The sequence below is a fragment of the Sporosarcina sp. SAFN-010 genome (assembly GCF_059415065.1).
The window spans coordinates 88850-110253 of sequence record NZ_JBPFDS010000011.1 but is presented as its reverse complement, the minus strand read 5'-3'; the positions used below and the strand labels follow the sequence as shown (position 1 = coordinate 110253).

21 protein-coding genes and 1 pseudogene are annotated in these 21404 nt (G+C 41.3%); 1 reads left to right on the top strand and 21 read right to left on the bottom strand.

What is annotated here, in order from left to right; genetic code table 11:
- Nucleotides 1-165: 165 nt before the first annotated feature.
- The 14 genes and pseudogenes from ACR65F_RS13250 to mce all read right to left on the bottom strand — a co-directional run bounded on the left by ACR65F_RS13250 (nucleotide 166) and on the right by mce (nucleotide 12219).
- Complete coding sequence (locus ACR65F_RS13250) at nucleotides 166-864, bottom strand: DUF7003 family protein (RefSeq protein ID WP_440504691.1); 699 nt, start codon at nucleotides 862-864, stop codon at nucleotides 166-168.
- A gap of 109 nt (nucleotides 865-973) precedes the next feature.
- Entirely contained in the window at nucleotides 974-1291 is a 318-nt protein-coding gene (locus ACR65F_RS13245) for a hypothetical protein (protein WP_440504690.1), read from the bottom strand.
- Nucleotides 1292-1400: 109 nt separating this feature from the next.
- Nucleotides 1401-1577 carry a hypothetical protein gene (locus tag ACR65F_RS13240; RefSeq protein WP_440504689.1) on the bottom strand — a complete coding sequence of 59 codons (177 nt, stop codon included), beginning with the start codon at nucleotides 1575-1577 and terminating at the stop codon, nucleotides 1401-1403.
- 378 nt (nucleotides 1578-1955) lie between these two features.
- Nucleotides 1956-2150, bottom strand: a pseudogene (locus ACR65F_RS13235) (cyanophycinase); the annotation flags it as partial.
- A gap of 670 nt (nucleotides 2151-2820) precedes the next feature.
- Complete coding sequence (locus ACR65F_RS13230; protein ID WP_440504688.1) at nucleotides 2821-3081, bottom strand: hypothetical protein; 261 nt, start codon at nucleotides 3079-3081, stop codon at nucleotides 2821-2823.
- A 1392-nt stretch (nucleotides 3082-4473) separates the two neighbouring features.
- Nucleotides 4474-4752, bottom strand: a complete 279-nt coding sequence (locus ACR65F_RS13225) for a hypothetical protein (protein ID WP_440504687.1) — start codon at nucleotides 4750-4752, stop codon at nucleotides 4474-4476.
- Between the two features lie 233 nt (nucleotides 4753-4985).
- The gene (locus ACR65F_RS13220) at nucleotides 4986-5639 is read right to left on the bottom strand and encodes a Type 1 glutamine amidotransferase-like domain-containing protein (RefSeq protein WP_440504686.1); all 654 of its coding nucleotides are present in this window, start codon (nucleotides 5637-5639) and stop codon (nucleotides 4986-4988) included.
- Nucleotides 5640-6007: 368 nt separating this feature from the next.
- Nucleotides 6008-6232, bottom strand: a complete 225-nt coding sequence (locus tag ACR65F_RS13215; protein ID WP_039043865.1) for a hypothetical protein — start codon at nucleotides 6230-6232, stop codon at nucleotides 6008-6010.
- Nucleotides 6233-6418: 186 nt separating this feature from the next.
- Nucleotides 6419-7369 (bottom strand): ribonuclease Z, encoded by a 951-nt coding sequence (rnz, locus tag ACR65F_RS13210; protein WP_039043864.1) that lies wholly within the window; start codon nucleotides 7367-7369, stop codon nucleotides 6419-6421.
- A 16-nt stretch (nucleotides 7370-7385) separates the two neighbouring features.
- Nucleotides 7386-8570: a DNA polymerase IV gene (locus ACR65F_RS13205; RefSeq protein ID WP_440504685.1), complete on the bottom strand. Its 1185-nt coding sequence runs from the start codon at nucleotides 8568-8570 to the stop codon at nucleotides 7386-7388.
- A 58-nt stretch (nucleotides 8571-8628) separates the two neighbouring features.
- Complete coding sequence (locus ACR65F_RS13200) at nucleotides 8629-9105, bottom strand: chemotaxis protein CheW (protein WP_039043862.1); 477 nt, start codon at nucleotides 9103-9105, stop codon at nucleotides 8629-8631.
- 1 nt (nucleotide 9106) lies between these two features.
- Complete coding sequence (locus ACR65F_RS13195; protein ID WP_039043861.1) at nucleotides 9107-10243, bottom strand: M20/M25/M40 family metallo-hydrolase; 1137 nt, start codon at nucleotides 10241-10243, stop codon at nucleotides 9107-9109.
- 13 nt (nucleotides 10244-10256) lie between these two features.
- Nucleotides 10257-11804, bottom strand: coding sequence for an acyl-CoA carboxylase subunit beta (locus ACR65F_RS13190; RefSeq protein ID WP_440504684.1), 1548 nt, complete (start codon nucleotides 11802-11804; stop codon nucleotides 10257-10259).
- Nucleotide 11805: 1 nt separating this feature from the next.
- Nucleotides 11806-12219: a methylmalonyl-CoA epimerase gene (gene mce, locus ACR65F_RS13185; protein WP_440504683.1), complete on the bottom strand. Its 414-nt coding sequence runs from the start codon at nucleotides 12217-12219 to the stop codon at nucleotides 11806-11808.
- Between the two features lie 111 nt (nucleotides 12220-12330).
- Here mce and prli42 point away from each other — a divergent pair, with 111 nt between their 5' ends.
- Nucleotides 12331-12426, top strand: coding sequence for a stressosome-associated protein Prli42 (gene prli42 / locus ACR65F_RS13180; RefSeq protein ID WP_191687934.1), 96 nt, complete (start codon nucleotides 12331-12333; stop codon nucleotides 12424-12426).
- 54 nt (nucleotides 12427-12480) lie between these two features.
- On the opposite strand, the gene ACR65F_RS13175 is transcribed toward prli42, so the two are convergent.
- The 7 genes from ACR65F_RS13175 to ACR65F_RS13145 all read right to left on the bottom strand — a co-directional run bounded on the left by ACR65F_RS13175 (nucleotide 12481) and on the right by ACR65F_RS13145 (nucleotide 21388).
- On the bottom strand, nucleotides 12481-12921 hold the full coding sequence (locus ACR65F_RS13175) for a BrxA/BrxB family bacilliredoxin (RefSeq protein WP_039043858.1): 441 nt from the start codon (nucleotides 12919-12921) through the stop codon (nucleotides 12481-12483).
- 108 nt (nucleotides 12922-13029) lie between these two features.
- The gene (meaB, locus tag ACR65F_RS13170; protein ID WP_440504708.1) at nucleotides 13030-14076 is read right to left on the bottom strand and encodes a methylmalonyl Co-A mutase-associated GTPase MeaB; all 1047 of its coding nucleotides are present in this window, start codon (nucleotides 14074-14076) and stop codon (nucleotides 13030-13032) included.
- A 44-nt stretch (nucleotides 14077-14120) separates the two neighbouring features.
- Nucleotides 14121-16280, bottom strand: a complete 2160-nt coding sequence (gene scpA, locus ACR65F_RS13165; protein WP_440504682.1) for a methylmalonyl-CoA mutase — start codon at nucleotides 16278-16280, stop codon at nucleotides 14121-14123.
- The gene (locus ACR65F_RS13160) at nucleotides 16277-17947 is read right to left on the bottom strand and encodes a methylmalonyl-CoA mutase family protein (protein WP_440504681.1); all 1671 of its coding nucleotides are present in this window, start codon (nucleotides 17945-17947) and stop codon (nucleotides 16277-16279) included. Before ACR65F_RS13160 ends, scpA begins: the two co-directional genes overlap by 4 nt.
- 115 nt (nucleotides 17948-18062) lie before the next feature.
- The gene (locus ACR65F_RS13155) at nucleotides 18063-19376 is read right to left on the bottom strand and encodes a dihydrolipoamide acetyltransferase family protein (RefSeq protein ID WP_440504680.1); all 1314 of its coding nucleotides are present in this window, start codon (nucleotides 19374-19376) and stop codon (nucleotides 18063-18065) included.
- Between the two features lie 21 nt (nucleotides 19377-19397).
- On the bottom strand, nucleotides 19398-20381 hold the full coding sequence (locus ACR65F_RS13150) for an alpha-ketoacid dehydrogenase subunit beta (RefSeq protein ID WP_440504679.1): 984 nt from the start codon (nucleotides 20379-20381) through the stop codon (nucleotides 19398-19400).
- Entirely contained in the window at nucleotides 20381-21388 is a 1008-nt protein-coding gene (locus ACR65F_RS13145; protein WP_025784703.1) for a thiamine pyrophosphate-dependent dehydrogenase E1 component subunit alpha, read from the bottom strand. The genes ACR65F_RS13150 and ACR65F_RS13145 overlap by 1 nt, the downstream gene beginning before the upstream one ends.
- Nucleotides 21389-21404 lie beyond the last annotated feature (16 nt).

Below are 21404 nucleotides of genomic sequence, written 5' to 3'. Positions count from 1 at the left end.
TTTATGAAGAATTTCTTAAATTTAAGAGGCTATAAACATAAAAGAAAACAGGCAACACGCAGCTTGCCTTAATCTTTTATATTTTTTTTGTGCCTCAATCTGGCCCGTTTGCCACATTGGAGCAATTACTTGTACAGCAAACGCCCCCGAATGCATAACACCTCTTTATTCCATATCTTCTTCCTGGTTTTCAAAATCGCTCCATGTCCAATTAGACCAGTGAGTATTTGATTCACCCGATTTTATTAAATCCACATTATTCGACTCAATTGCTTGCGACAGACTTTGAAAAAAAATACTTCCGCTTGGTTTTTGTCCATCACTAATATCCGGATGCTGCCATTCACTACTTTGATAAAATTGTGGTAATTCAATACTTTCACCTAACTCTAGTTTTACAGATTCGATCGTTAACCATAATTCTTCTTCGTATTGTGAATTTAGATAGCGTAGAAGCTTAGTTAAATTAAATGCTTCAGTATTAATTCCCAACTTAATGTATTCAGTCTTTTCCGGGTTTAATGTAACCTTTTTCCCCCTGATAATAAGTTCTAAATGAAACGGATTTACAATAAAATTGCCTTCGTCATCATACCAGTTTTCTTTATTTTCTAAGGTTACAATGTCATCTATACCTGTTAATAAACCTCTCTGTCTAGTGACGTTGCTATAAATATATAAATTAGTAGTTATCTCCTGATTTATGTCTATCCCTACAATTTCAAATACAATTAACCATTGTTCTTTATCACTAAAGACAGTTATCCTACACTGTGCCAAGTCAACATTATAATTATCTAGTATAGGAAAATTATAGTCCTCTGTGTATGCATCTAATTCTTGAAGAATTTCTTTTGCTTTCACACTGTCCCTCCTTACAAGATTAATTCAATATAATGCAAGTAAATGGTCCGATTGGTGCACAGAACTTGTTCAATTAATGCACCCGATAAAAGAAAAAAATAACCACATCCTATTTATTTAATTCTTTTGACCATTCCATAAACCAACTAAGTGGTAACTCTAATTTCGTTTGATCCATTTTTCTTAATTCTTGTTCATCCCAAAACAAATCCCATTGACATTCAATGCTTTGGGCTACGTAATATGTGTGTTCATCCTGATCGCTTAAATCTTCATCCAACCAAGCCGTTGTTAAATTATCGCACCACATAGCAAAATCATATTGTGGAAATTCATTTTCTTTCTTACAAACAGTATCTAACAATGTTTTTAAGTTTTCGGATGTATAAGGGAGTTTTATGCTAGTTTCATTCCAATTCCAATCCATTTGTGAATGTCTCTCCCTTTTTAACTACCTAATTTCGGATTGCCTTCTTCAACTAAATGGCCCTATTGGTGCACGGTTGTGTTCCATTAACGCCCCCATTTGTTGTATTTTACTTTCTCGTCAAATAGTATCTTGCATTAGCGAAAAGGACACCTCCTAAAAGGAAAAGCATGACGATGACCCAACTGGCAATTGCTGAATACTCCCCTTTTAGAATAAACTCACTTATCAAATTCACAGCTACCATTATAGCCATTACAATATACAAACCTATTACATACTTCATATTTCACCTCTTAACATAATCCATCAGTTTGGTCAGTTTGATGAATGGACGCTTTATTTATAGTACTCTACGTTGCTTGAAGCGGAAGACGGACGACTCCGAAGGGATCAGCGTGCGCCTTGAGCCCCCGCAGGGCGCACGATTTTCGCGACCGAGGAGGCTCAAGCCACGCCCCCTCGGAAAGCGTACCGTCTGTAGCGAAAAGCAACAATCTTCACAGACAGTTTGGCTTTATTGTAACTTAGCCATTCTGCATATCTATACGTTCTGGATGATGAAGAAACAATACTATTTTGCATAGTTCGCCCTCTCTAATTTTTATAATAGAAGCTTTGCATAAAGAAATTAATTCAATTAAGCCCTGGGCATTTTCCATAACTAGAGCGTCTCATCCAACTTCTGAATTTTTGAGTGGGAAATTAAATACACATCTCCAAAAACGTCCATCTTGTCTCCCTTTAAACGCAAAGCGCAATCCTTGTTCGAAGCATAGATATTTATTTCCTCCGATAAGGAAGAAAGTTCGCGTTGAACTAGCGCAATGTTATTTTCGAGATCAAAATGCGACAGGATGAACAGACGAATTCAACAAACGCCCCCGATAGCAGTATAAAAGCATTAGTAACTTATTTAAAATCAATTATTACTTTTGTCAGTAATAATTAGCTTCATCACCAGTAAGAATCCAGTAAAAAGATATAGAAGAACAGCTATTATGATTGTATATACATTGCTAGGTAGAAATTTCAGCATAAAAAGAAACGTGAACATCCCTGCTATAAAAAGTCTATCAGACATTGTTTCCTTGTATATTTGCTTCCGTTTAGAAATCAATATAATCAAGGATATAGGCACAAAAAGAAAGGATATGATAAAGAACGGTCTATCTCGTAGATACCACGGTAACTCTTTTTCATCATATACGTGCATAGTTATTACTCTCCTTCTCTAATTAGCCCTATTCCGAGATAGTGGTGTCACAGAAAAGCCCCCGATTGCAGTGGTATCGGTGACTAAAGGACTTGATAGTTTCAGTGGAATTCGTTAATCGTGTCTTCAGCGGATTAGTCTTGAGATAAATGCAACCAACTTTCAGTATTGATATCTCGGATTCTGTATGAAGATCCCACGACCTCCAACATCCTTTGATAAGTTTCAGTTTTGCAAATATCGTCTGCATACTCGTATAATTTTTCATCTACATATTCTTGTGTAATGTAATTAGTAAAAGAACTATTGTTAACTAATTCCCGAAAAACTCTCTTAACATAACGGAATCATTTCTTTTTAAAGGTTCATCACTTAAAAAGTAAATTTTAAACACATTAACTATTTCATTCAAGTCTTCTTCGTCTAAGAAACAAAGAGGATCTAGCTTTTTGTCTTCCTCTGTATAAGGTTTCCGAGTATCTTCGATGATGACATAAGCTAATACTACATTATCTTTTAAAAAGCGGAAAATCTCCAAATCCCTTAACCTTAATTTTCTATCAACTGAAATCATTTTCCACCTATCCTAGTATAATTTTAAACCCTATATGGTTAATAAATAGCCGATTCATATTCAGCAAAATAGCCCTATTCTTGAATGCAAGCTTTATAACAACTACACTCCGTTGCTTGGAACGGAAGACGGACGACTCCGAAGGGATCAGCGTGCGCCTTGAGACCCCCGCAGGGAGCGTTTTTTGCGACTGAGGAGGCTCAAGCCACGCCCCTCGGAAAGCGTTCCGTCTGGAGCGCAAAGCAACAATTTGCATGCTAGATAATGGCCCTTTTAGGAACAGTTCATCTTCCGCAATTGCCACCATTAGCTTAACAATTTCAATTCAAGAGTTATAGCCAAATGATATTATAAATATCATTGCTATCAAAGATGCAACGATAAAAATTGTAGAAATTAAATTTATAATTGCGGATAAACTTTTAGTTATGTTAGTACGATTTTTCCAAGTAGCTACCAACAGGAAAACACTCAGTAAAATTATGAGAAGAAAAAATGATAAGAATGCAGAATGCTCTTTAATCATAAACCACAAATCCATTTCGTCTGCTCCCCTCCAATTACTCTTAACTGAATCGTTTGGCCCGTTTCCTGAAAGGGGCAGATTCTTTATCCTATAATTCCCCCCGTTGGTGGAACAATGGAACTTTATTTATCTTTATCTACGTCATCAGCAAAATCCTCAAGAATAGACTTTGCATCTTCTTTTTTTCCATATTTCTTTTCAAGTACTTGACCAATAATCGAATTGTTAATTCCCTTCTTGCCTGCCCACTCAATAACTTAAAAGAGAATATATAACGACAAAATATAAATAACAATATATAACCCTTCGGATTGCAAATAATAACCTCCCAACTAAATAATAAAAATTCGCAAAGTCTTATTTTTTTTAAAAATACCTTCAGATAGTATAAGTAATAATTTCACAAAGTTGCCCGTTTCAAGCAAGTTTGATCTTCAATAACTGACCCCCATTACTGAAATATAGTCAGGAATCACCTTTCTTTGCAGTAAATTTTTTTATTATAGTTGATAAAATTGCAATAAAAAAAACGATGACGCTATTTATTAATAAATAGTATCCTATCTGCATGCCATAGAATATTGCAAAAGCGTCACGAATAGCAAAAAGTGCTATTACACTACCGATTGCCCCCAAAAAAACTGCTAGTAATAATATTGTAAAAGCTGCAAAGTATACACTCTTCTTTTTCTTGTAAGATATAAATCCAATAATATTTGCAACAACAATAAAAAAGCCCATTAGGATTAAGAAAAAGTTACTGATTTAACTCCCCCCTTTTTAAACACATTTCACCATTTAAACTAAAAATCTTGTTAAAATATTGCCCCCAAGTATTGCATAATCACCTTTTTGCTTGTACTCAGTTAAGAGTACTTAACCATAGCTCTTTCGATTCTCTTCTGATGCTTTCTGTGATATCTAGATCGTGACATCTTTTTGATATTAAAAGTCCCAATAATATGACGTACTTTGATATTATTAAAAATCAATTCATTATACTTATCGTCTTTCAGGTATGCTTGAAACCACTCTTCTCGCTTTATATACGCAATATTCTTTTCGATTTCCTCTTCTGTAATTTCCTTTAAAAAAGAGAAGATAATCGTGCTTATATTGCTAATCAATTCAATTATGGATTGCATATAACAGCCCCCATTTTCTCTCCTGATGCATTAAGAGAGTATGTACATTACTTCTGGCCCTATTGTAGCTTAGATGCAAGAACTGCCTCCGATTACTGGCGGCCGTTCTGCACATCTATGCTTTCTGGATAAAGAAGAAACAATTATATTTTGCGTAGCTCTCCTCCACAAAATTTAATATAGAAGCTTATTAGAACGAAATTGCGCAATTAAGCCATAGTCATTGATCACAACTAGAACGTCTCATCCAATTTCCGAATATTTGAGTTGGAAATTAAATACACATCTCCAAAAACGTCCATCTTGTCTCCCTTTAACCGCAAGGCGCAATCCTTGTTCGACGCATAAATATTTATTTCTTCCGATAAGGGAGACAGTTCGCTTTGAACGAGCTCCATATTACTTTCTAAATCAAAATGAGACAGGACGGAAAAATCTTCAAGGCCGATCCCATCGTAAACAGAGCTTACTTCAACCTCATCTCCAAAGTTTTTCGAACATAAGAATTTAGCGGACATGTTGATCGAACCAGCGCTTGCTCCTATCACAACTGCACTACTTTTTTTGATCAAACCCGACAATTCATATTCCATCAAAAAACCATTTTGTTTAAGAATATTTCCACCCAACAAGAAAATGACTGAAGCATTTTGAATTAACTTTTGAGCCTCTTCCTTCTGTACGCGATAATTAATTAAATAATATTTATCAAACATAATGCCAGCCTGGTCAAGCCACGAGCGCTCGGTAGCACCATCATCATAAATAGATGGATTCGAGCTAATCATAGCAAGCGATTTTCTATCAGTTATGTCCTCCTGTAACACTCTGCCCAGATTCTCTGGAAAAAAATTACTAAACCAACCTAAATAATAGTGAGTTTTCATGAGTCCCCCCGTAGCATAGTGCAAATAAGATTATTTTTTGCGTGACTCACACTGTTTGCGTGTCACTGAAAAACACTCTGAATTTGGCTATTTCACTGAATATCAAAATATTCTTTATCCCATGAAACCATTATACCAAAGATACCCATAAAAACTTTCAATAAAATAAAAAAGCACCGCTCAATGCGATGCTAATCATGGCTCTAAATTGATGATAATTTGCTCGTTATTTTATCTTTTGAACCATTTAACTAACCGTATATTCTTAGACGGATTAGCGGTCTTTTCTAATATAAATGAGAGATGTCACTTAATCTCCAGCATCGTATCTTCTCAGAAACACTGTTTTCACTGCTCATTGACAGTTTCTAATAGAGTCGACCTTGATTCTGACAAGGGGGAAATCCATTTATATCCTGTATCATATAGAAATCATACTTTTTTAAAGCGAATTGTGCTTGATATAAGTATTCAATCACATGAAGTTGACCATTTGTAACACCGCACAATATCCCTGATGTCCCTTGCCCATTCGTTAATGAAATTCCAACAGGTTGATTGATTAAAGATCCTATTTTATGATGCCAATGCATAGTCATCGCCTCCTATAGCATCCTATTACTAAAGGAGGTTTTTAGTGTTTGTCTTGCTTGCGGGATTTTTCAACTGAGGGGACTCTTAAAGATTCATGATATCCGCTTTTTCATCTAAGGTAGCATCTTTTTCAGAAAGCATTCAATCGTTAAAAAGAAAGTGATGTAATTCCTCTAAAAGGTTAGTCATTTCTTAAAATTACTTTCAGTGACTTCCCCATTGTGAAGTGAGTACTGAGCAAAGTCGCTTGCTACAAAGACATTAGGAAATATTTCTTGTCCTTCTTTCTTAAATGCGTCAATATCACTTGGTAGAAAGCGTGAACTAATATGAGTCGCGACAAGTGCTTTGGCACTAGCCGTTTTCACAACTTCTGCTGCTTGTTGAATAGTGGAATGCCCAAAATCTTTTGCTAGTTGTCCCGTTTCTTCGTTAAATGTCGCTTCATGGACGACTAGATCGGCATTTTTAGAGAGCTCCACTGACGCTTCGCAGACACTTGTGTCCCCTAGAATCGTTACAACAAATCCTGGTTTTGGCTCACCGATGACTGATGAGCTTGTGACAATCGTTCCATCTTCCAATGTAACATCGTTTCCATTTTTGAGTTGCTGAAGGAGCGGACCTTTTGGAACTCCAGCTTCGGTTGCCTTGTCAATCAGTAACTTTCCAGGCAACGGCTTTTGCACAATCCTATAGCCGAAACACGGGATGACATGGGACAACTCCCGTGTGGTTATGATGTATTCATCATCCTCAAATACAACACCTTCCTCGATTTCGTGAATCCTTAACGGGTATGTAAGATGAGTTTTCGTTAGTCGTAATGTCGTATGAATCCACTCTTCAATCCCTATAGGTCCATAAATATCAAGAGGACTATCTCCGCCTAAAAACGAGCGCGAGCCGATAAAACCAGGGATTCCAAATAAATGATCCCCATGTAAATGGGTGATGAACATCTTGGTCACTTTTCGCGGTTTCAAGGTTGTGTGAAGCATTTGATGTTGAGTCGCTTCCCCGCAGTCAAACATCCAATAGCCCCGCTCTTCAGAAGACAAATTCAAAACAATTGAAGTCGTATTACGCAATTTTGAAGGCATTCCTGCCCCGGTACCTAAAAACTGCAAATCCATAACAAATTCCTCCTTTCTATTGCTTTCCTTTATGAATTGTACCTGGACCAAATCGGTCATTCATACGTGAAACCAGTTTTTGCATGGACACTTCTTTATCATGACGCTCGAAATTATCGAAAGACAGCTGTTCATGTAATTCTTCAAACGGGATGACATTGGATACCGTAATCCCCAGTAGTCGAATTGGCTCTCCATCCCAGTGAAGACGAAATAACTGTGCAGCTTCTTTATAAATTTCTTGCGAACGATATAATGGGTTCAAAACGGTTTTACTTCTCGATTGGTTTCGCCAAGCCGCCGTTCGGATTTGAATGGAAATGACGGTACCAGCTAACTGTTTGGCTTCCAATCGGCTAGCTACTTTTTCTGCGAGTTTTTGAAAGACAGCTAAACATGGGTCTAATTCGGTTTCATCTATTGCTAGCGTTGTCGAACTTCCCACACTTTTTCGTTCTTCTGAAGCTTCTGGATCGACAATTCGATCATCTACTCCATTTGCACGTTGCTTCAATTGCAGCCCTCTTTTACCAAGAGTCAATTTCACTTTCAAATCATCCGCAATTGCGAGATCACCGATTGTTTGAATGTCCGCTTGGGCAAGCTTTTCCGCACTGCTTTTACCGATTCCATGCATCTCAAGTACGGAAAGTGGCCACAAAATATTTGAAACTTCACGTTTCCTCAGAATCGTGATTCCCATCGGTTTTTTCATGTCAGAAGCAGTTTTCGCTAAAAACTTGTTCGGTGCAATTCCTATTGAACAGGGTAAATCTAGTTCGCGTAATATCCGTTCTTGCATTTCTTTAGCAATTCCCATCGCGTTCTCTAGACCGCCTATCGCAGTTATATCGATGTATGCTTCATCAATCGAGACCGGTTCCACTAATTCTGTATATGTTCTCAATATATCAAACATCGCCTGTGAGGCTTGTCTGTACTTTTCAAAGTCCGGAGGTACCAGTACAAGCTCAGGGCACACTCTTTTTGCTTCTCCGACAGTCATTGTCGTATAAACACCGAATGCGCGTGCTTCGTATGAGCACGTCACAAGAATCCCTCGTCGTGCCTTAGGGTTTCCTGCAACGGCTAGTGCAAGACCCTTCAATTCTGGATTATGAGCTTGTTCAACAGATGCAAAGAAACAATTCATATCCAAATGTAGAATGACTCGACGGTTGACGTGTTCTTTGCGATCCATGCACTCACCTCTCTAGCTTCAAGAAAAAACCGGGCAGCGTTCTACCCGGTTTCAACAGTCACACGTTCTCTGATACTTGCTGTCCCACGTAGTCAGTAATGTCATCCATTCCTGTCAGTGTGTCAGAAAGAATTGTCGGATCAATCATCGTAATGATTCGATTTTCTAAATTCGCTACAGAAGAGAAATAAGGCGTCTTAGAATATGCCATTAACCCTTTTGATGTTAATGTATCCTTTGAAATATCAAGAATTTCTTTCGCTTCTAACACAAGTAATCCAAAGTAAACACCTTCTGTTTGTACAACAACCACTTTAGCATTAGGATCATCTTTTGCTGAGTTACCATATAGAATTTGCTGAAAGTCCAAAATTGGAACAAGCTCGCCACGAATTTTCATTAATCCGAGAAGGTATTCAGGTAAATGCGGAATCGGGTTCACTTTTTCTAACTCTTCAATGGAAACCGTTTGTTCAACTGGAATTGCATATTCTTCATTGCCACAACGAACGACAATCGCTTTCGTGTTCTCCATATTACTGAACCTTCTTTCCGCGGTTCGTCACGGTACGCACAATTTCAAGAAGCAATTCTGCTAGTTTGTTAAGCTCTTCAACAGGCATCCGTTCGTTTTTAGTATGGATTTCTTCATAGCCTACAGACAATGTAACTGTTGGGAAGCCATGCCCATTAAAGATATTACCGTCACTGCCTCCACCACTCGTTTTCAATTCCGGAGTACGTCCAATGGCACGGATCGCTTCAGAAGCTACCTGAACCACTTCGTCATTCTCTTCAAAATGGAATCCTGGAGACATTAGCCGAACTTCTGTCTCAGCAGAACCACCCATTTTTTCAGCTGTTTCGGCAAATGCTTTTACCATATGCTCGGTTTGAGTTTGTAACTTCTCATAATTGATCGAACGTGCTTCTGAAACAATGTTGACTTCATCACAAACAATATTCGTTGCTTGTCCGCCGGAAAACATTCCAATGTTCGCCGTTGTCTCAGAGTCGATTCTTCCAAGTTTCATGGCTGCCACTGATTTTGCAGCAATCGTAATCGCGGAAACACCTTTTTCCGGTTCAACTCCTGCGTGGGCAGTACGACCATGAATGACTGTCTTCAATTTCGCATTATATGGCGCTGCAGTGACGATTCCTCCAACTTTTCCATCACTGTCAACTGCATAGCCGTATTTTGCTTTCATGAGAGTTCTATCGATTTCTCTAGCTCCCACTAGACCACTTTCTTCCCCAGCAGTAATGATGAATTGTAGATCCCCGTGCGCTTCTCCACTCTCTTTAAGTGTCCGCATCATCTCAAATAACGCCGCAAGTCCTGCTTTGTCGTCTGAACCTAGAATCGTTTCACCCGCAGAATAGATATATCCATCTTCTTTTAAGACCGGTTCAATCCCGACTCCAGGCGTAACTGTATCCATATGACAAGTGAAGTAAATTGGATCTGCTTCCGGTACAGAACCTTTCATCGTCGCGATTAGGTTCCCCGCACCGTGACCTGTACGTTCTTTTGAGTCATCTTCATAGACATCGAAGCCCATCTGTTCCATTTTTTCTTTTAAAACGCCAACAATTTGTTCTTCGTGTCGTGTTTCAGAGTCTATCTTCACTAATTCAAAAAATTCATCAAGCATACGTTCGTAATTCATGGAATCTCTCCTCTTATAACGGCATATTGCCGTGCTTCTTTTTAGGACGTTGTTCTTTTTTATTTCTCATCATGTCTAGCGCTTGCACAAGTTTAATACGCGTTTCGCGTGGGTCAATGACATCATCGACCATTCCGTTTGCTGCAGCTGCATATGGATTCGAAAACTTATCCCGATACTCTGCAATCTTAGCAGCTCGCGTTGCTTCAGGGTCTTCACTAGCCGCAATATCTCGTGCGAAGATTATGTTCGCTGCACCTTCTGCTCCCATTACCGCAATTTCTGCATTCGGCCAAGCGAATACGAGATCCGCACCAATCGCTTTCGAATTGAGGGCAACATAAGCACCACCAAATGCTTTACGCAAAATCACTGTGATCTTTGGTACTGTCGCTTCCGAATAAGAGTACAAAATCTTTGCCCCATGACGGATAATGCCGCCATGCTCTTGTTTCACTCCTGGGAAGAATCCAGTCACATCTTCAAACGTAATCAGTGGGATATTGAACGAGTCACACGTACGTATGAATCTTGAGATTTTATCGGATGAATCGATATCTAAGCCACCCGCCATTACTTTCGGCTGGTTACAGACAAACCCTACGGCCTCTCCTTTGATTCTTGCAAACCCGACGACGGCATTACGCGCAAACTCTTTTTGAACTTCCATGAATGAGTCTGCATCCGCAATTTGCTCGATCACTTTCCGAACATCATAGGGTCTGATTGTTTCAAATGGCACGACATCCGCTAAATCCGGACGATAATCATCTTGTTCAGCTATAGGTTGAATTGGTGTTTTTTCTTCATTGTTTTGAGGTAAATACGTCAGTAACCGTCGTACTTCTTGAAGTACTATCTGCTCATCGGCTCCTCGGAAGTGTGCATTCCCGCTAATGGCATTATGCACTTTTGAACCACCCAAGTCCTCAGATGAAATCTTTTCACCCGTAACGGTTTCAATGACTTTCGGTCCAGTGATAAACATTTGGCTTGTTTCATCAGTCATAAATACGAAATCTGTAATCGCTGGTGAATAGACGGCTCCGCCTGCACATGGACCTAGAATAACCGAAATTTGTGGAATCACACCTGAGTAAATGGAGTTGCGATAGAAGATCTCACCATAACCATCCAGAGAGACAACTCCCTCTTGAATACGGGCGCCACCTGAATCATTTAGTCCAATAAAAGGTGCTCCGTTCTTTGCCGCAAGATCCATGACATTGGCAATTTTCATGGCATGCATTTCACCAAGTGCTCCGCCAAAAACAGTAAAGTCTTGTGAGAATAAGTAAATCGGACGGCCATTCACCTTTCCATACCCCGTCACGACTCCATCACCTGGACCTTCCATTTTGTCCATCCCAAAGTCACGTGTCCGATGAGCCACAAAAGGACTCAATTCAACAAATGTTCCTTTGTCGACGAGTAATTCGATGCGTTCCCGAGCAGTTAGTTTTCCTTTTTCATGTTGGCGGGCAATGCGTTCATCGCCACCACCTAGTTCTATCTTCCGTTTCTTATCGTAAAGTTCGTTAATTTTATCGTAAATATCCACCTTACTCATCCCCCAATGAGCGTTTGGCACATAGTTCATAAAGAACTCCAAACGAAGATTTTGGATGCAGGAATGCGACTTCTGCTCCACCTGCACCTATTTTAGGTTCCTCTTGAAGTAACCGGACGCCGTTGGTCTTCAATTCTTCCATTCGTTCACGAATATTGCTCACACCGAATGCAATATGATGGACTCCTTCACCGCGTTTTTCCAGGAAACTTGCAATGGCTCCTTCAGTACCAATCGGCTCGAGCAACTCAAGCTTGATATTACCGGCATCTAGAAATGCTACCGTCACATGCTGTTGCGGGACTTTTTCCACGCCCAACAACTTCAAACCAAGTGTATGTATATAATAATCCATTGAATCGTCAAGACTTTTTACCGCAATACCGATATGGTCAACCTTTTCCACCATTCCACCCCTATTCTATTGTACCTGCTCCTAAAATAATGCGCCACCAGTTGAGAATTGTGCAGATTCTGTTAAACTAAAAGTATCAAACCAATTAAGGGGTTTTTGCACATGAGCAATAAAAAAGTTCAAAAAACGATTGTCATTATTATGATAGTTGCTATGGTTGCTTCTACTGTCTTGTTCGGTCTCAGTACATTATTTTAATAGAAGACATGAAAATGCAGGCCGGCATCAGTCACACTGATGCCGGCCTGTTTTTTATAATTCTTCGCAATACTGTTCAAACTGATCTTGCAAGTTTGTCACAACAGACATTGGATCATGGCCTTCAATTTCATGACGTCCGACTTCAGCAACCATTTCTCCATTTTTCATCAAGACGAATGAAGGTGAAGATGGTAAATGATAATCTCCAAAGTGCATACGTGCTTGCGCAGTCGCTTCTTTGTCTTGTCCTGCAAACACAGTTACCAAGTGATCAGGAGCCTTATCGTAGTGGATTGCATGAAGTGCTGCCGGACGTGCGATACCGCCTGCACAACCACATACCGAGTTAACCATGACAAGAGTTGTACCTTCACGTTTGAATGCATTTTCAACGTCATCCGCTGTTTTCAATTGCTCATAGCCACCCGCTTCCATTTCTCCACGAGCCTGGCCTGTTATATCGTCCATATAAAAATTAAAATCCATTGACATCTAGTTGTCCCCCTTTGGTGCATGATACTACTATCATACCAGTTTACGAGTGCGATGAAAACTGTTCAGCAATTTCGCTTGCTTATGCAAATACGACAGCGTAATTAATTAGCGGCTTTCCTTATCAAATAGTTGCTTTACGGCTCCAGCAACGGTTATCTGATCACTCAATAGCCTTCCTTCCAGCTCTAAAACTTGCTGCTTGCGACCTGGTTCACCGTAGAACGAATCGATCAAGTGATCATTGATCATCGAGTAAAACCAGCTGCGTGTTTGAGATTGCCGTCTTTCTGTCCAATAGTTTGACCGCTCCATCACAACTCTAAACTCTTGAATCATCTCCCATGTTGCGGACAGCCCTGTTTCCTTTATGGAGGATACCGGTAATGCGCGAGTTGTCCACCCAGGAGAAGCAGGTTGAAGGAAATGAGCAAGCTGACGATATTCCCGCACCGTTTTCTTTGCAAGTCTTTCGTTTTCTCCATCCGCTTTATGGACAATGATGCCATCTGCAAGCTCCATAATTCCTTTTTTCATCCCTTGCAGTTCATCCCCCGCACCTGTTAACGCAAGCAGTAAGAAGAAATCCGTCATTTCGCGTACCGCAGTTTCGGATTGACCAACGCCCACAGTTTCTACCAGAATGACATCATAGCCTGCCGCTTCACAAAGCAACATCGTTTCACGGGTTTTACGATGGACCCCACCGAGCGTCCCAGCTGTAGGGGACGGTCGAATGAAGGCTTGAGGATCACGTGCCAGCAGTTCCATCCTCGTTTTGTCACCCAGAATACTTCCACCCGTAATGGAAGAACTCGGATCGACCGCGAGAACCGCTACTTTATGACCCGCCTTCGTCAGCATGAGTCCGAATGCTTCGATAAACGTACTTTTCCCCGCTCCAGGGACTCCAGTAATTCCGATTCGGATGCTATTTCCGGTTTTGGGCAACAACGTACGAAGCAATTCTTGACCAGCCGGTTTGTCATGGATGGCGACACTTTCAAGAAGAGTAATTCCTTTTGCTAGACTAAGCCGAGAGCCCTCAGCAATTCCTTGCGAAAGCTCAGTAATATCAATCGGCGATTTGTTTCGTTTAAACTTTCTTCTTTTTACAGACTTCATGCCATCATGGGACGAATGCAGACCTTCCATAACGTTGAGCGCGGTTTCCTCCCGCACGTCCTCATCACGTCGGTTCACTCCATCACTTCCTCATAACCTAGTTGGCGATAGATCTCTTCAATTACTTTTTGAGCAGCTACTGGAATGACGGTACCAGGCCCGAATATCGCTGCTGCACCATTCTCCCGAAGGAATTCATAGTCTTGTGCTGGGATAACCCCTCCAACAATTACTAAGATATCTGGTCTACCTATTTTCGCTAATTCTGCCCGTAATGCTGGAACGAGTGTTTTGTGTCCTGCAGCAAGCGAACTTACTCCAATGACATGGACATCATTTTCCGCTGCTTGCAACGCTGTTTCTTCCGGTGTTTGGAAAAGTGGTCCTATGTCTACATCGAAACCTAGATCCGCAAACGAAGATGCGATGACTTTCGCACCGCGGTCATGACCGTCTTGCCCCATTTTGGCGACTAGTATCCTCGGACGACGGCCTTCGTTTTCAAGAAATTCATCTGTCATCGATTTCACTTCATCAATTTCTTCTGAGTTGGAGAAATTTTGACTGTACACACCACTCACAGAACGGATAACAGCTTTATGTCTACCCGAAACCTCTTCGATCGCATCTGAAATCTCCCCTATTGTGGCACGCACTCTCGCTGCGTTCACAGCGAGCGCCAGTAAGTTACCTGATCCTTCTTTGGCACTCTGAGTAAGTTCAGTAAGAGCTTGTGCAACTAACATATCGTCCCGCTCTTCTTTCATGCGATGGATACGGTCAATTTGCTTTTGACGTACTAACGTATTATCGATATCTAAAATATCAATCGGTTCTTCCTGATCTAAGCGATATTTGTTCACACCGACAATCGTTTCACTTTTCGAATCGATTTTCGCTTGTCGCTTAGCAGCTGCTTCTTCAATTTTCATCTTCGGAAGACCAGTTTCAATCGCTTTCGCCATTCCACCCAATTCTTCAATTTCTTCGATTAATTCCCAAGCTTTTTCAACGAGTTCATTCGTAAGCGACTCCACATAATAAGAGCCACCCCATGGGTCGATTGTTTTCGTCATCATCGTTTCTTCTTGCAAGAACAACTGTGTATTTCTCGCAATTCGTGCAGAGAAATCCGTAGGCAGTGCAATCGCTTCATCTAAAGCGTTCGTGTGCAACGATTGGGTATGTCCCATTGCAGCCGCATTCGCTTCAATTAATGTGCGTGTTACATTGTTGAAGGGATCTTGTTCAGTCAAACTCCAGCCTGATGTCTGTGAGTGGGTTCTTAACGCTAAAGATTTCGAGTTCTTTGGTTCGAACGTTTTCATCATTTTCGCCCAAATAATACGTGCTGCACGCATCTTGGCAATTTCCATGAAATAATTCATGCCAATCGCCCAGAAGAACGACAATCGCGGAGCAAATGAGTCGATGTCTATTCCAGCTTTTAATCCTGTTCGTACATATTCCAAACCGTCAGCAAGTGTATATGCCAGTTCAATATCCGCCGTTGCACCAGCTTCTTGCATATGATAACCAGAAATCGAAATAGAGTTGAACTTCGGCATATTCTTTGATGTATAGTCAAAAATGTCAGCAATGATGCGCATCGACATTTCCGGAGGGAATATATACGTATTCCTCACCATGTATTCTTTTAAAATGTCATTTTGAATCGTACCAGCAAGTTGCTCAGGAGAAACCCCTTGTTCTTCCGCAGCGACAATGTAGAATGCCATAATTGGCAATACGGCACCGTTCATCGTCATCGAAACGGACATCTGATCAAGAGGGATGCCATCGAATAAGATTTTCATATCTTCAACTGAATCGATTGCAACCCCTGCTTTTCCTACATCGCCCGTTACACGCGGATGATCTGAATCGTAGCCTCGATGTGTCGCCAAATCGAATGCTACTGATAACCCTTTTTGCCCCATCGCGAGATTCCTTCGGTAAAATGCATTACTTTCTTCAGCAGTTGAAAACCCGGCATATTGACGGACGGTCCATGGACGAGCGACATACATAGTCGGATATGGACCTCTTGTATTTGGTGCTATTCCCGGAAAGTCCCCTAAGTGATCGAGTCCTTTACTATCCTCGGAAGTATAGAACGGCTTAACTTGAATTCCTTCATTTGTTAGAAATGATTCCGTTACTTCGTTCTGACCAGATGTTGACTTCTGAGTCACTTGGTTTATATCTACTTTGCTAAAATCAGGCTTCTTCATGCTTCTGCGCCTCCCTTGCAACGATTGAGGATTTGAGTAAGCTTCCCAATACGATCTTGTCCGTTGTATACAAATCCATCTAGTCCGCTTGTCAGCCATCCGTCCGTTAACTCTTCACTCACACGCCCTGCAACATCCAATAGAAGACTTTGAGGCTTATTTGCAATTAGTTCTGCAGCAACCTGTTCCGTCATATCTGGAGCAGCACACACGATTGCATAGTCTGGTTTCTCCAGTTTCAGCCACTCAATGGCTGAGGCGGCATCAGGAAACGCTGGACTATGTTGGGCAGTTAACCCACCTGTTGCTAGAAACCCTGTTGCAAAATCGGCCCGGGGTTTGTACGATTTTAAGCTGCCGAATACGAGCAGTCGAATATCAATCGGATGTTCAGCTGCTTTTTTACGCAGCTCCTCAAATGGATATGCCGGACGTGATGTCTCGATTCTAAAAGCGTTTTCAGCTAAATTATGATTCTCAGGATCTGCATAGACACTGGTTCCTATCAAAGAAGTAACTCCAGTTGCAGCATTAGCTTTTCGTTCATCTGCAAGCTGTTGTAATTTACCGGATTGCAGGTAGACATCTTTGCCGCCGTTTTCCTCAATCTCTAGGAACAGTTCCCAAGCGTTATGAACTAGTTCTTCTGTTAGTTGTTCGATGAAGTACGAGCCGCCGCCAGGATCGATGACTTTGTCTGCATGCGTTTCTTCTCGGATAATGAGTTGTACATTTCTAGCGTATCGGAGTGACTGTGCCGTATTTCCCGTCAACTCGTTATAAGGGTAGACCGTTAGCCAGTCCGCTCCACCTAACACTGCGGAAAAAGCGCTATTTCCTGCTCTTAGCAAGTTCACATAAGGATCTATTTTTGAGAACGATCGCAGCGAAGTTACTCCAATTAAAGGAACAGGACTTAACTCGTTTTCATCGTATGCACTACTGAATAATTGCCATAAAGTACGGAACGCTCTAAATTTTGCGATTTCCATAAAGAAATGAGTGTCTGCAGGAAATCTAAAAAAGACATTTTTCTTAAATTGATCAAATGAAGCCGCTTGCGTTGCGAGATCCGTTGCTTCTGATAATGCGATTGCAAGCTCAGTGACACTATCTGCCCCATTCATATGAAGTGGTTCCAAATCGATACCGAGTGACCTGATTTTTTCATATCCTGAAGGTAAGTCAAATTCAGCAGTCAGCAATAGACCTGTCACTTTTTCGCGTTCTTCAGAGGAAATCATATCAAATACTTCAAGCAAACGATCTTGAGATTCAATGTGCATGAAGGCTATTGGATGGTTTTTCATTAATTTGGCAAGTGCATGTAAAGAAGCATCGTTCCATTCAATCGATGTTCTTCCATCAATATAGATTGCTTCATTTCCCTTTTCAAGACTTTCAGACATCGAAGCAATCCACTCAGAGCCTGTACTTCCAGCTGTCGGTTGCGCACTAATCCACTTCCGTTGACTAGGACGTATATTTTTATTTGGATCAACGGTTGCTGTATACAGCGGATTAAGTGTGATACCTTCTGCTGTCGTTGTTTTAAGGGAGTCTACTGTCTTCCCTTTCAATGACCGCTCCGCTACTTCTTCCCATTCGTTCCAATCCGGAAGTTCAAATCGTTGTTGCATCATGTTATGTATGTCAGAGTTGCTCATTTAAAATCCCTCCCTGTATAACTGTTACCTCATAGTGTACCTGAAATGGATCCTTCTTGAAAAGACAACCCCCACGTCCATTCTAAATATGGCCGAGGGGGTTGGTGTGTCTAACTTAGTAGACAGATGTTGTTTCAGATGAAACGTTCTCTAGTATTTCCTTGACACGTGCTAGGAAATGACCTGCTACGAGGCCGTCTAATACACGGTGGTCTAATGACAGACAAAGGTTAACCATATCCCGAACGCCGATCATGCCATTGTCCATAACAACTGGACGTTTGACAATCGATTCCACTTGCAGAATTGCTGCTTGCGGGTGATTAATGATTCCCATTGACTGAACAGAACCGAATGATCCCGTGTTATTTACAGTAAACGTACCGCCTTGCATTTCCTGTGATTTCAGTTTGCCGGAACGAACTTTCCCAGCAAGCTCTGTAATTTCACGGCCTATGCCTTTAATTGTTTTCTCATCCGCTTGCTGGATTACTGGGACATACAATGCCTCATCAGTTGCTACAGCAATCGAAATGTTGATGTCTTTTTTCTGCACGATTTTGTCGCCAGCCCACATTGAATTCATCATCGGGAATTCTTTTAATGCTTGAGAAACTGCTTTGACGAAAAATGCGAAGTACGTTAAATTGAAGCCTTCTTTTTGCTTAAATTCAGCTTTCAATGAATCACGGTATTTCACCATTTCAGTAACGTCAACTTCAATCATTGTCCACGCATGTGGTGCTTCGTGTTTAGACTTTAGCATGTTGTTTGCGATTGCTCGGCGTACTCCAGTAACAGGAATTTCAATATCACCTGCTGCAACAGGTACATTTGTTGCGCTTTGTGCGGGTGCACTCGAAGCCGGTGCCGCTGCTGGTGCAGATTGCTGAACAGGGGCTGGTGCCTCAACAGCTGATTTAGGCTGCGGCTTTTCGCCACTATCAATAATTGCTTGGATGTCTTTACGTGTAATCCGTCCATCACGTCCAGAACCATCGACATCCGCTAGATTGATATCATGATCTTGGGAAAGACGAAGAACAGCTGGTGAGTAACGACCTGCAGCAGCGCCCTTTTCTTTCTTCACAGGACTTTTTGGTTTTTGTGAACCTTCTGCCGGCATTTCGTTCGCTGGCTCTTTTTGAGCTGGTGCTGCTTCAGGCTGGGCAGATTCACTGCTTCCGCCTTCAGTTTCAATCGTACATACGATTTCACCTACAGCAACTGTTTGACCTTCTTGAACAAGGATTTCTTTAATCGTCCCTGTGAATGATGAAGGTACTTCAGCTGTTACTTTATCTGTATTCACTTCTGCAAGTGAGTCATACTTCTCTACATGATCACCTGGCTTCACAAGCCACTTTTCAATCGTACCTTCAGTTACACTCTCACCGAGTTGAGGCATTTTAATGGATTCAATTGCCACTGGATTTCCCTCCGTTCATTATTAAAATTCAGCTAACTCTCGCGCTGCTTTTTCTACTTTATCCGGATTCACCATAAAGAATTTCTCCATTGTTGGTGCGTACGGCATTGCAGGTATATCCGGTCCAGCGAGACGTTGAATCGGAGCGTCTAGGTCGAATAAGCAGTTTTCAGAAATAATGGCTGCCACTTCGCTCATGATGCTGCCTTCTTTGTTATCTTCTGTAACAAGAAGAACTTTACCTGTCTTTTTAGCCGCTTCAATGATCGCTTCTTTATCCAACGGGTAAATCGTTCTCAAATCGAGAATGTGTGATGAAATCCCGTCTTCCGCAAGACGCTCTGCAGCTTGCAGCGCAAAGTGGACACAAAGACCATATGTGATGATTGTAATGTCTTCGCCTTCACGCTTCACATCCGCTTTTCCGATTTCTATTGTATATTCTTCTTCAGGTACTTCGCCTTTGATAAGTCGATATGCACGTTTATGCTCAAAGAACAAAACTGGATCATCATCACGAATTGCTGCTTTTAGAAGACCTTTCGCATCGTATGGAGTGGATGGAATAACAATTTTAAGTCCAGGAGTTCCTGCAAACATCGATTCCACAGATTGTGAATGATAAAGAGCACCGTGAACGCCACCACCGAATGGTGCACGTACAACTAGTGGACAAGACCAGTCATTATTTGAACGGTAGCGGATTTTTGCCGCTTCTGAAACGATCTGGTTCACAGCAGGCATTATGAAATCTGCAAACTGCATTTCAGCAATTGGGCGCATGCCATACATCGCTGCACCGATTGCAACACCAGCAATTGCGGATTCAGCAAGAGGTGTATCAAGTGCACGGTATTCACCGTATTTATCGTATAAGCCTGTTGTCGCTTTGAAAACGCCACCTTTACGGCCAACGTCTTCTCCCATTACGAAAACGTTTTCGTCACGTTCCATTTCTTCTGCCATAGCACTAGTAATTGCATCGATATATGAAATGACCGCCATCAGTCGTTCCCTCCTTGTTCAGCATATACATGACGAAGTGCATATTCTGCATCTGCATAAGGAGCTGCTTCTGCATAATCTGTCGCTTCGTTCACTTGCTTCATGATCCGCTCTTCGATTTCGCTATTCAGCTCATCTGTAAGCACACCAGCTTCTTTCAAATAATTAGCAAACTTAGGGATTGGATCGAGTTTGCGCTCTGTTTCCAACTCTTCAGCATCACGATACAAACGGTGATCATCATCAGATGAGTGAGCCGTCAGGCGATAACATACTGCTTCGACGAGACTTGGTCCATCCCCACGTCGTGCTCTGTCTGCCGCCTCTTTCACGACTTTATAGACTTCAAGTGGATCTGTTCCGTCGACTGTTGTACCAGGCATGCCGTAACCAGCTGCACGATCTGCTACATGTTCACATGCAAGTTGCTTCTCAACAGGAACTGAAATTGCATATTTATTGTTTTCTACCATGACAACAGTAGGTAATTTGTGTACGCCTGCAAAGTTCATACCCTCATGGAAATCTCCTTGGTTAGAAGACCCTTCCCCAAGTGTTGTAAATGTAATGAAATCTTCGCCTTTAATCTTCGCTGCAAGTGCAACCCCTACTGCGTGTGGAAGTTGTGTCGTAACAGGTGAAGAACCTGTCAAAATACGATTCTTGCGTTGTCCGAAATGACCTGGCATCTGTCGTCCACCTGAGTTCGGATCCTCTGCTTTCGCAAATGCTGAAAGCATCAAATCTTTCGGCGTCATACCGAAGTGCAAGACGACTCCCATGTCGCGATAGTAAGGGGCAGTCCAATCTTTATCTTTATCGAGTGCATATGCAGCTCCTACTTGTGCAGCTTCTTGTCCTTGACAAGAAATAACAAATGGAACTTTACCTGCACGGTTGAGAAGCCACATGCGCTCATCTATTTTTCGAGCCATTAACATTGTTTCATAGATTTGTAATACATCATCATTCGTGAGCCCAAGCTCTTCGTGGCGGTTTGTTGCCATGATTATTTCCCCCTTT

What these genes read in the sequence shown, in the direction of transcription:
- ACR65F_RS13230 (WP_440504688.1), bottom strand. Translation starts at nt 3,081, where the DNA reads ATGATTTCAGTTGATAGAAAATTAAGGTTAAGGGATTTGGAGATTTTC.
- ACR65F_RS13240 (WP_440504689.1), bottom strand. Translation starts at nt 1,577, where the DNA reads ATGAAGTATGTAATAGGTTTGTATATTGTAATGGCTATAATGGTAGCT.
- ACR65F_RS13160 (WP_440504681.1), bottom strand. Translation starts at nt 17,947, where the DNA reads ATGAGCAACTCTGACATACATAACATGATGCAACAACGATTTGAACTT.
- ACR65F_RS13150 (WP_440504679.1), bottom strand. Translation starts at nt 20,381, where the DNA reads ATGGCGGTCATTTCATATATCGATGCAATTACTAGTGCTATGGCAGAA.
- ACR65F_RS13225 (WP_440504687.1), bottom strand. Translation starts at nt 4,752, where the DNA reads ATGCAATCCATAATTGAATTGATTAGCAATATAAGCACGATTATCTTC.
- ACR65F_RS13195 (WP_039043861.1), bottom strand. Translation starts at nt 10,243, where the DNA reads ATGAATTACGAACGTATGCTTGATGAATTTTTTGAATTAGTGAAGATA.
- scpA (WP_440504682.1), bottom strand. Translation starts at nt 16,280, where the DNA reads ATGAAGAAGCCTGATTTTAGCAAAGTAGATATAAACCAAGTGACTCAG.
- ACR65F_RS13200 (WP_039043862.1), bottom strand. Translation starts at nt 9,105, where the DNA reads ATGGAGAACACGAAAGCGATTGTCGTTCGTTGTGGCAATGAAGAATAT.
- ACR65F_RS13220 (WP_440504686.1), bottom strand. Translation starts at nt 5,639, where the DNA reads ATGAAAACTCACTATTATTTAGGTTGGTTTAGTAATTTTTTTCCAGAG.
- ACR65F_RS13245 (WP_440504690.1), bottom strand. Translation starts at nt 1,291, where the DNA reads ATGGATTGGAATTGGAATGAAACTAGCATAAAACTCCCTTATACATCC.
- ACR65F_RS13145 (WP_025784703.1), bottom strand. Translation starts at nt 21,388, where the DNA reads ATGGCAACAAACCGCCACGAAGAGCTTGGGCTCACGAATGATGATGTA.
- meaB (WP_440504708.1), bottom strand. Translation starts at nt 14,076, where the DNA reads ATGGAAGGTCTGCATTCGTCCCATGATGGCATGAAGTCTGTAAAAAGA.
- rnz (WP_039043864.1), bottom strand. Translation starts at nt 7,369, where the DNA reads ATGGATTTGCAGTTTTTAGGTACCGGGGCAGGAATGCCTTCAAAATTG.
- prli42 (WP_191687934.1), top strand. Translation starts at nt 12,331, where the DNA reads ATGAGCAATAAAAAAGTTCAAAAAACGATTGTCATTATTATGATAGTT.
- ACR65F_RS13205 (WP_440504685.1), bottom strand. Translation starts at nt 8,570, where the DNA reads ATGGATCGCAAAGAACACGTCAACCGTCGAGTCATTCTACATTTGGAT.
- ACR65F_RS13175 (WP_039043858.1), bottom strand. Translation starts at nt 12,921, where the DNA reads ATGTCAATGGATTTTAATTTTTATATGGACGATATAACAGGCCAGGCT.
- ACR65F_RS13215 (WP_039043865.1), bottom strand. Translation starts at nt 6,232, where the DNA reads ATGCATTGGCATCATAAAATAGGATCTTTAATCAATCAACCTGTTGGA.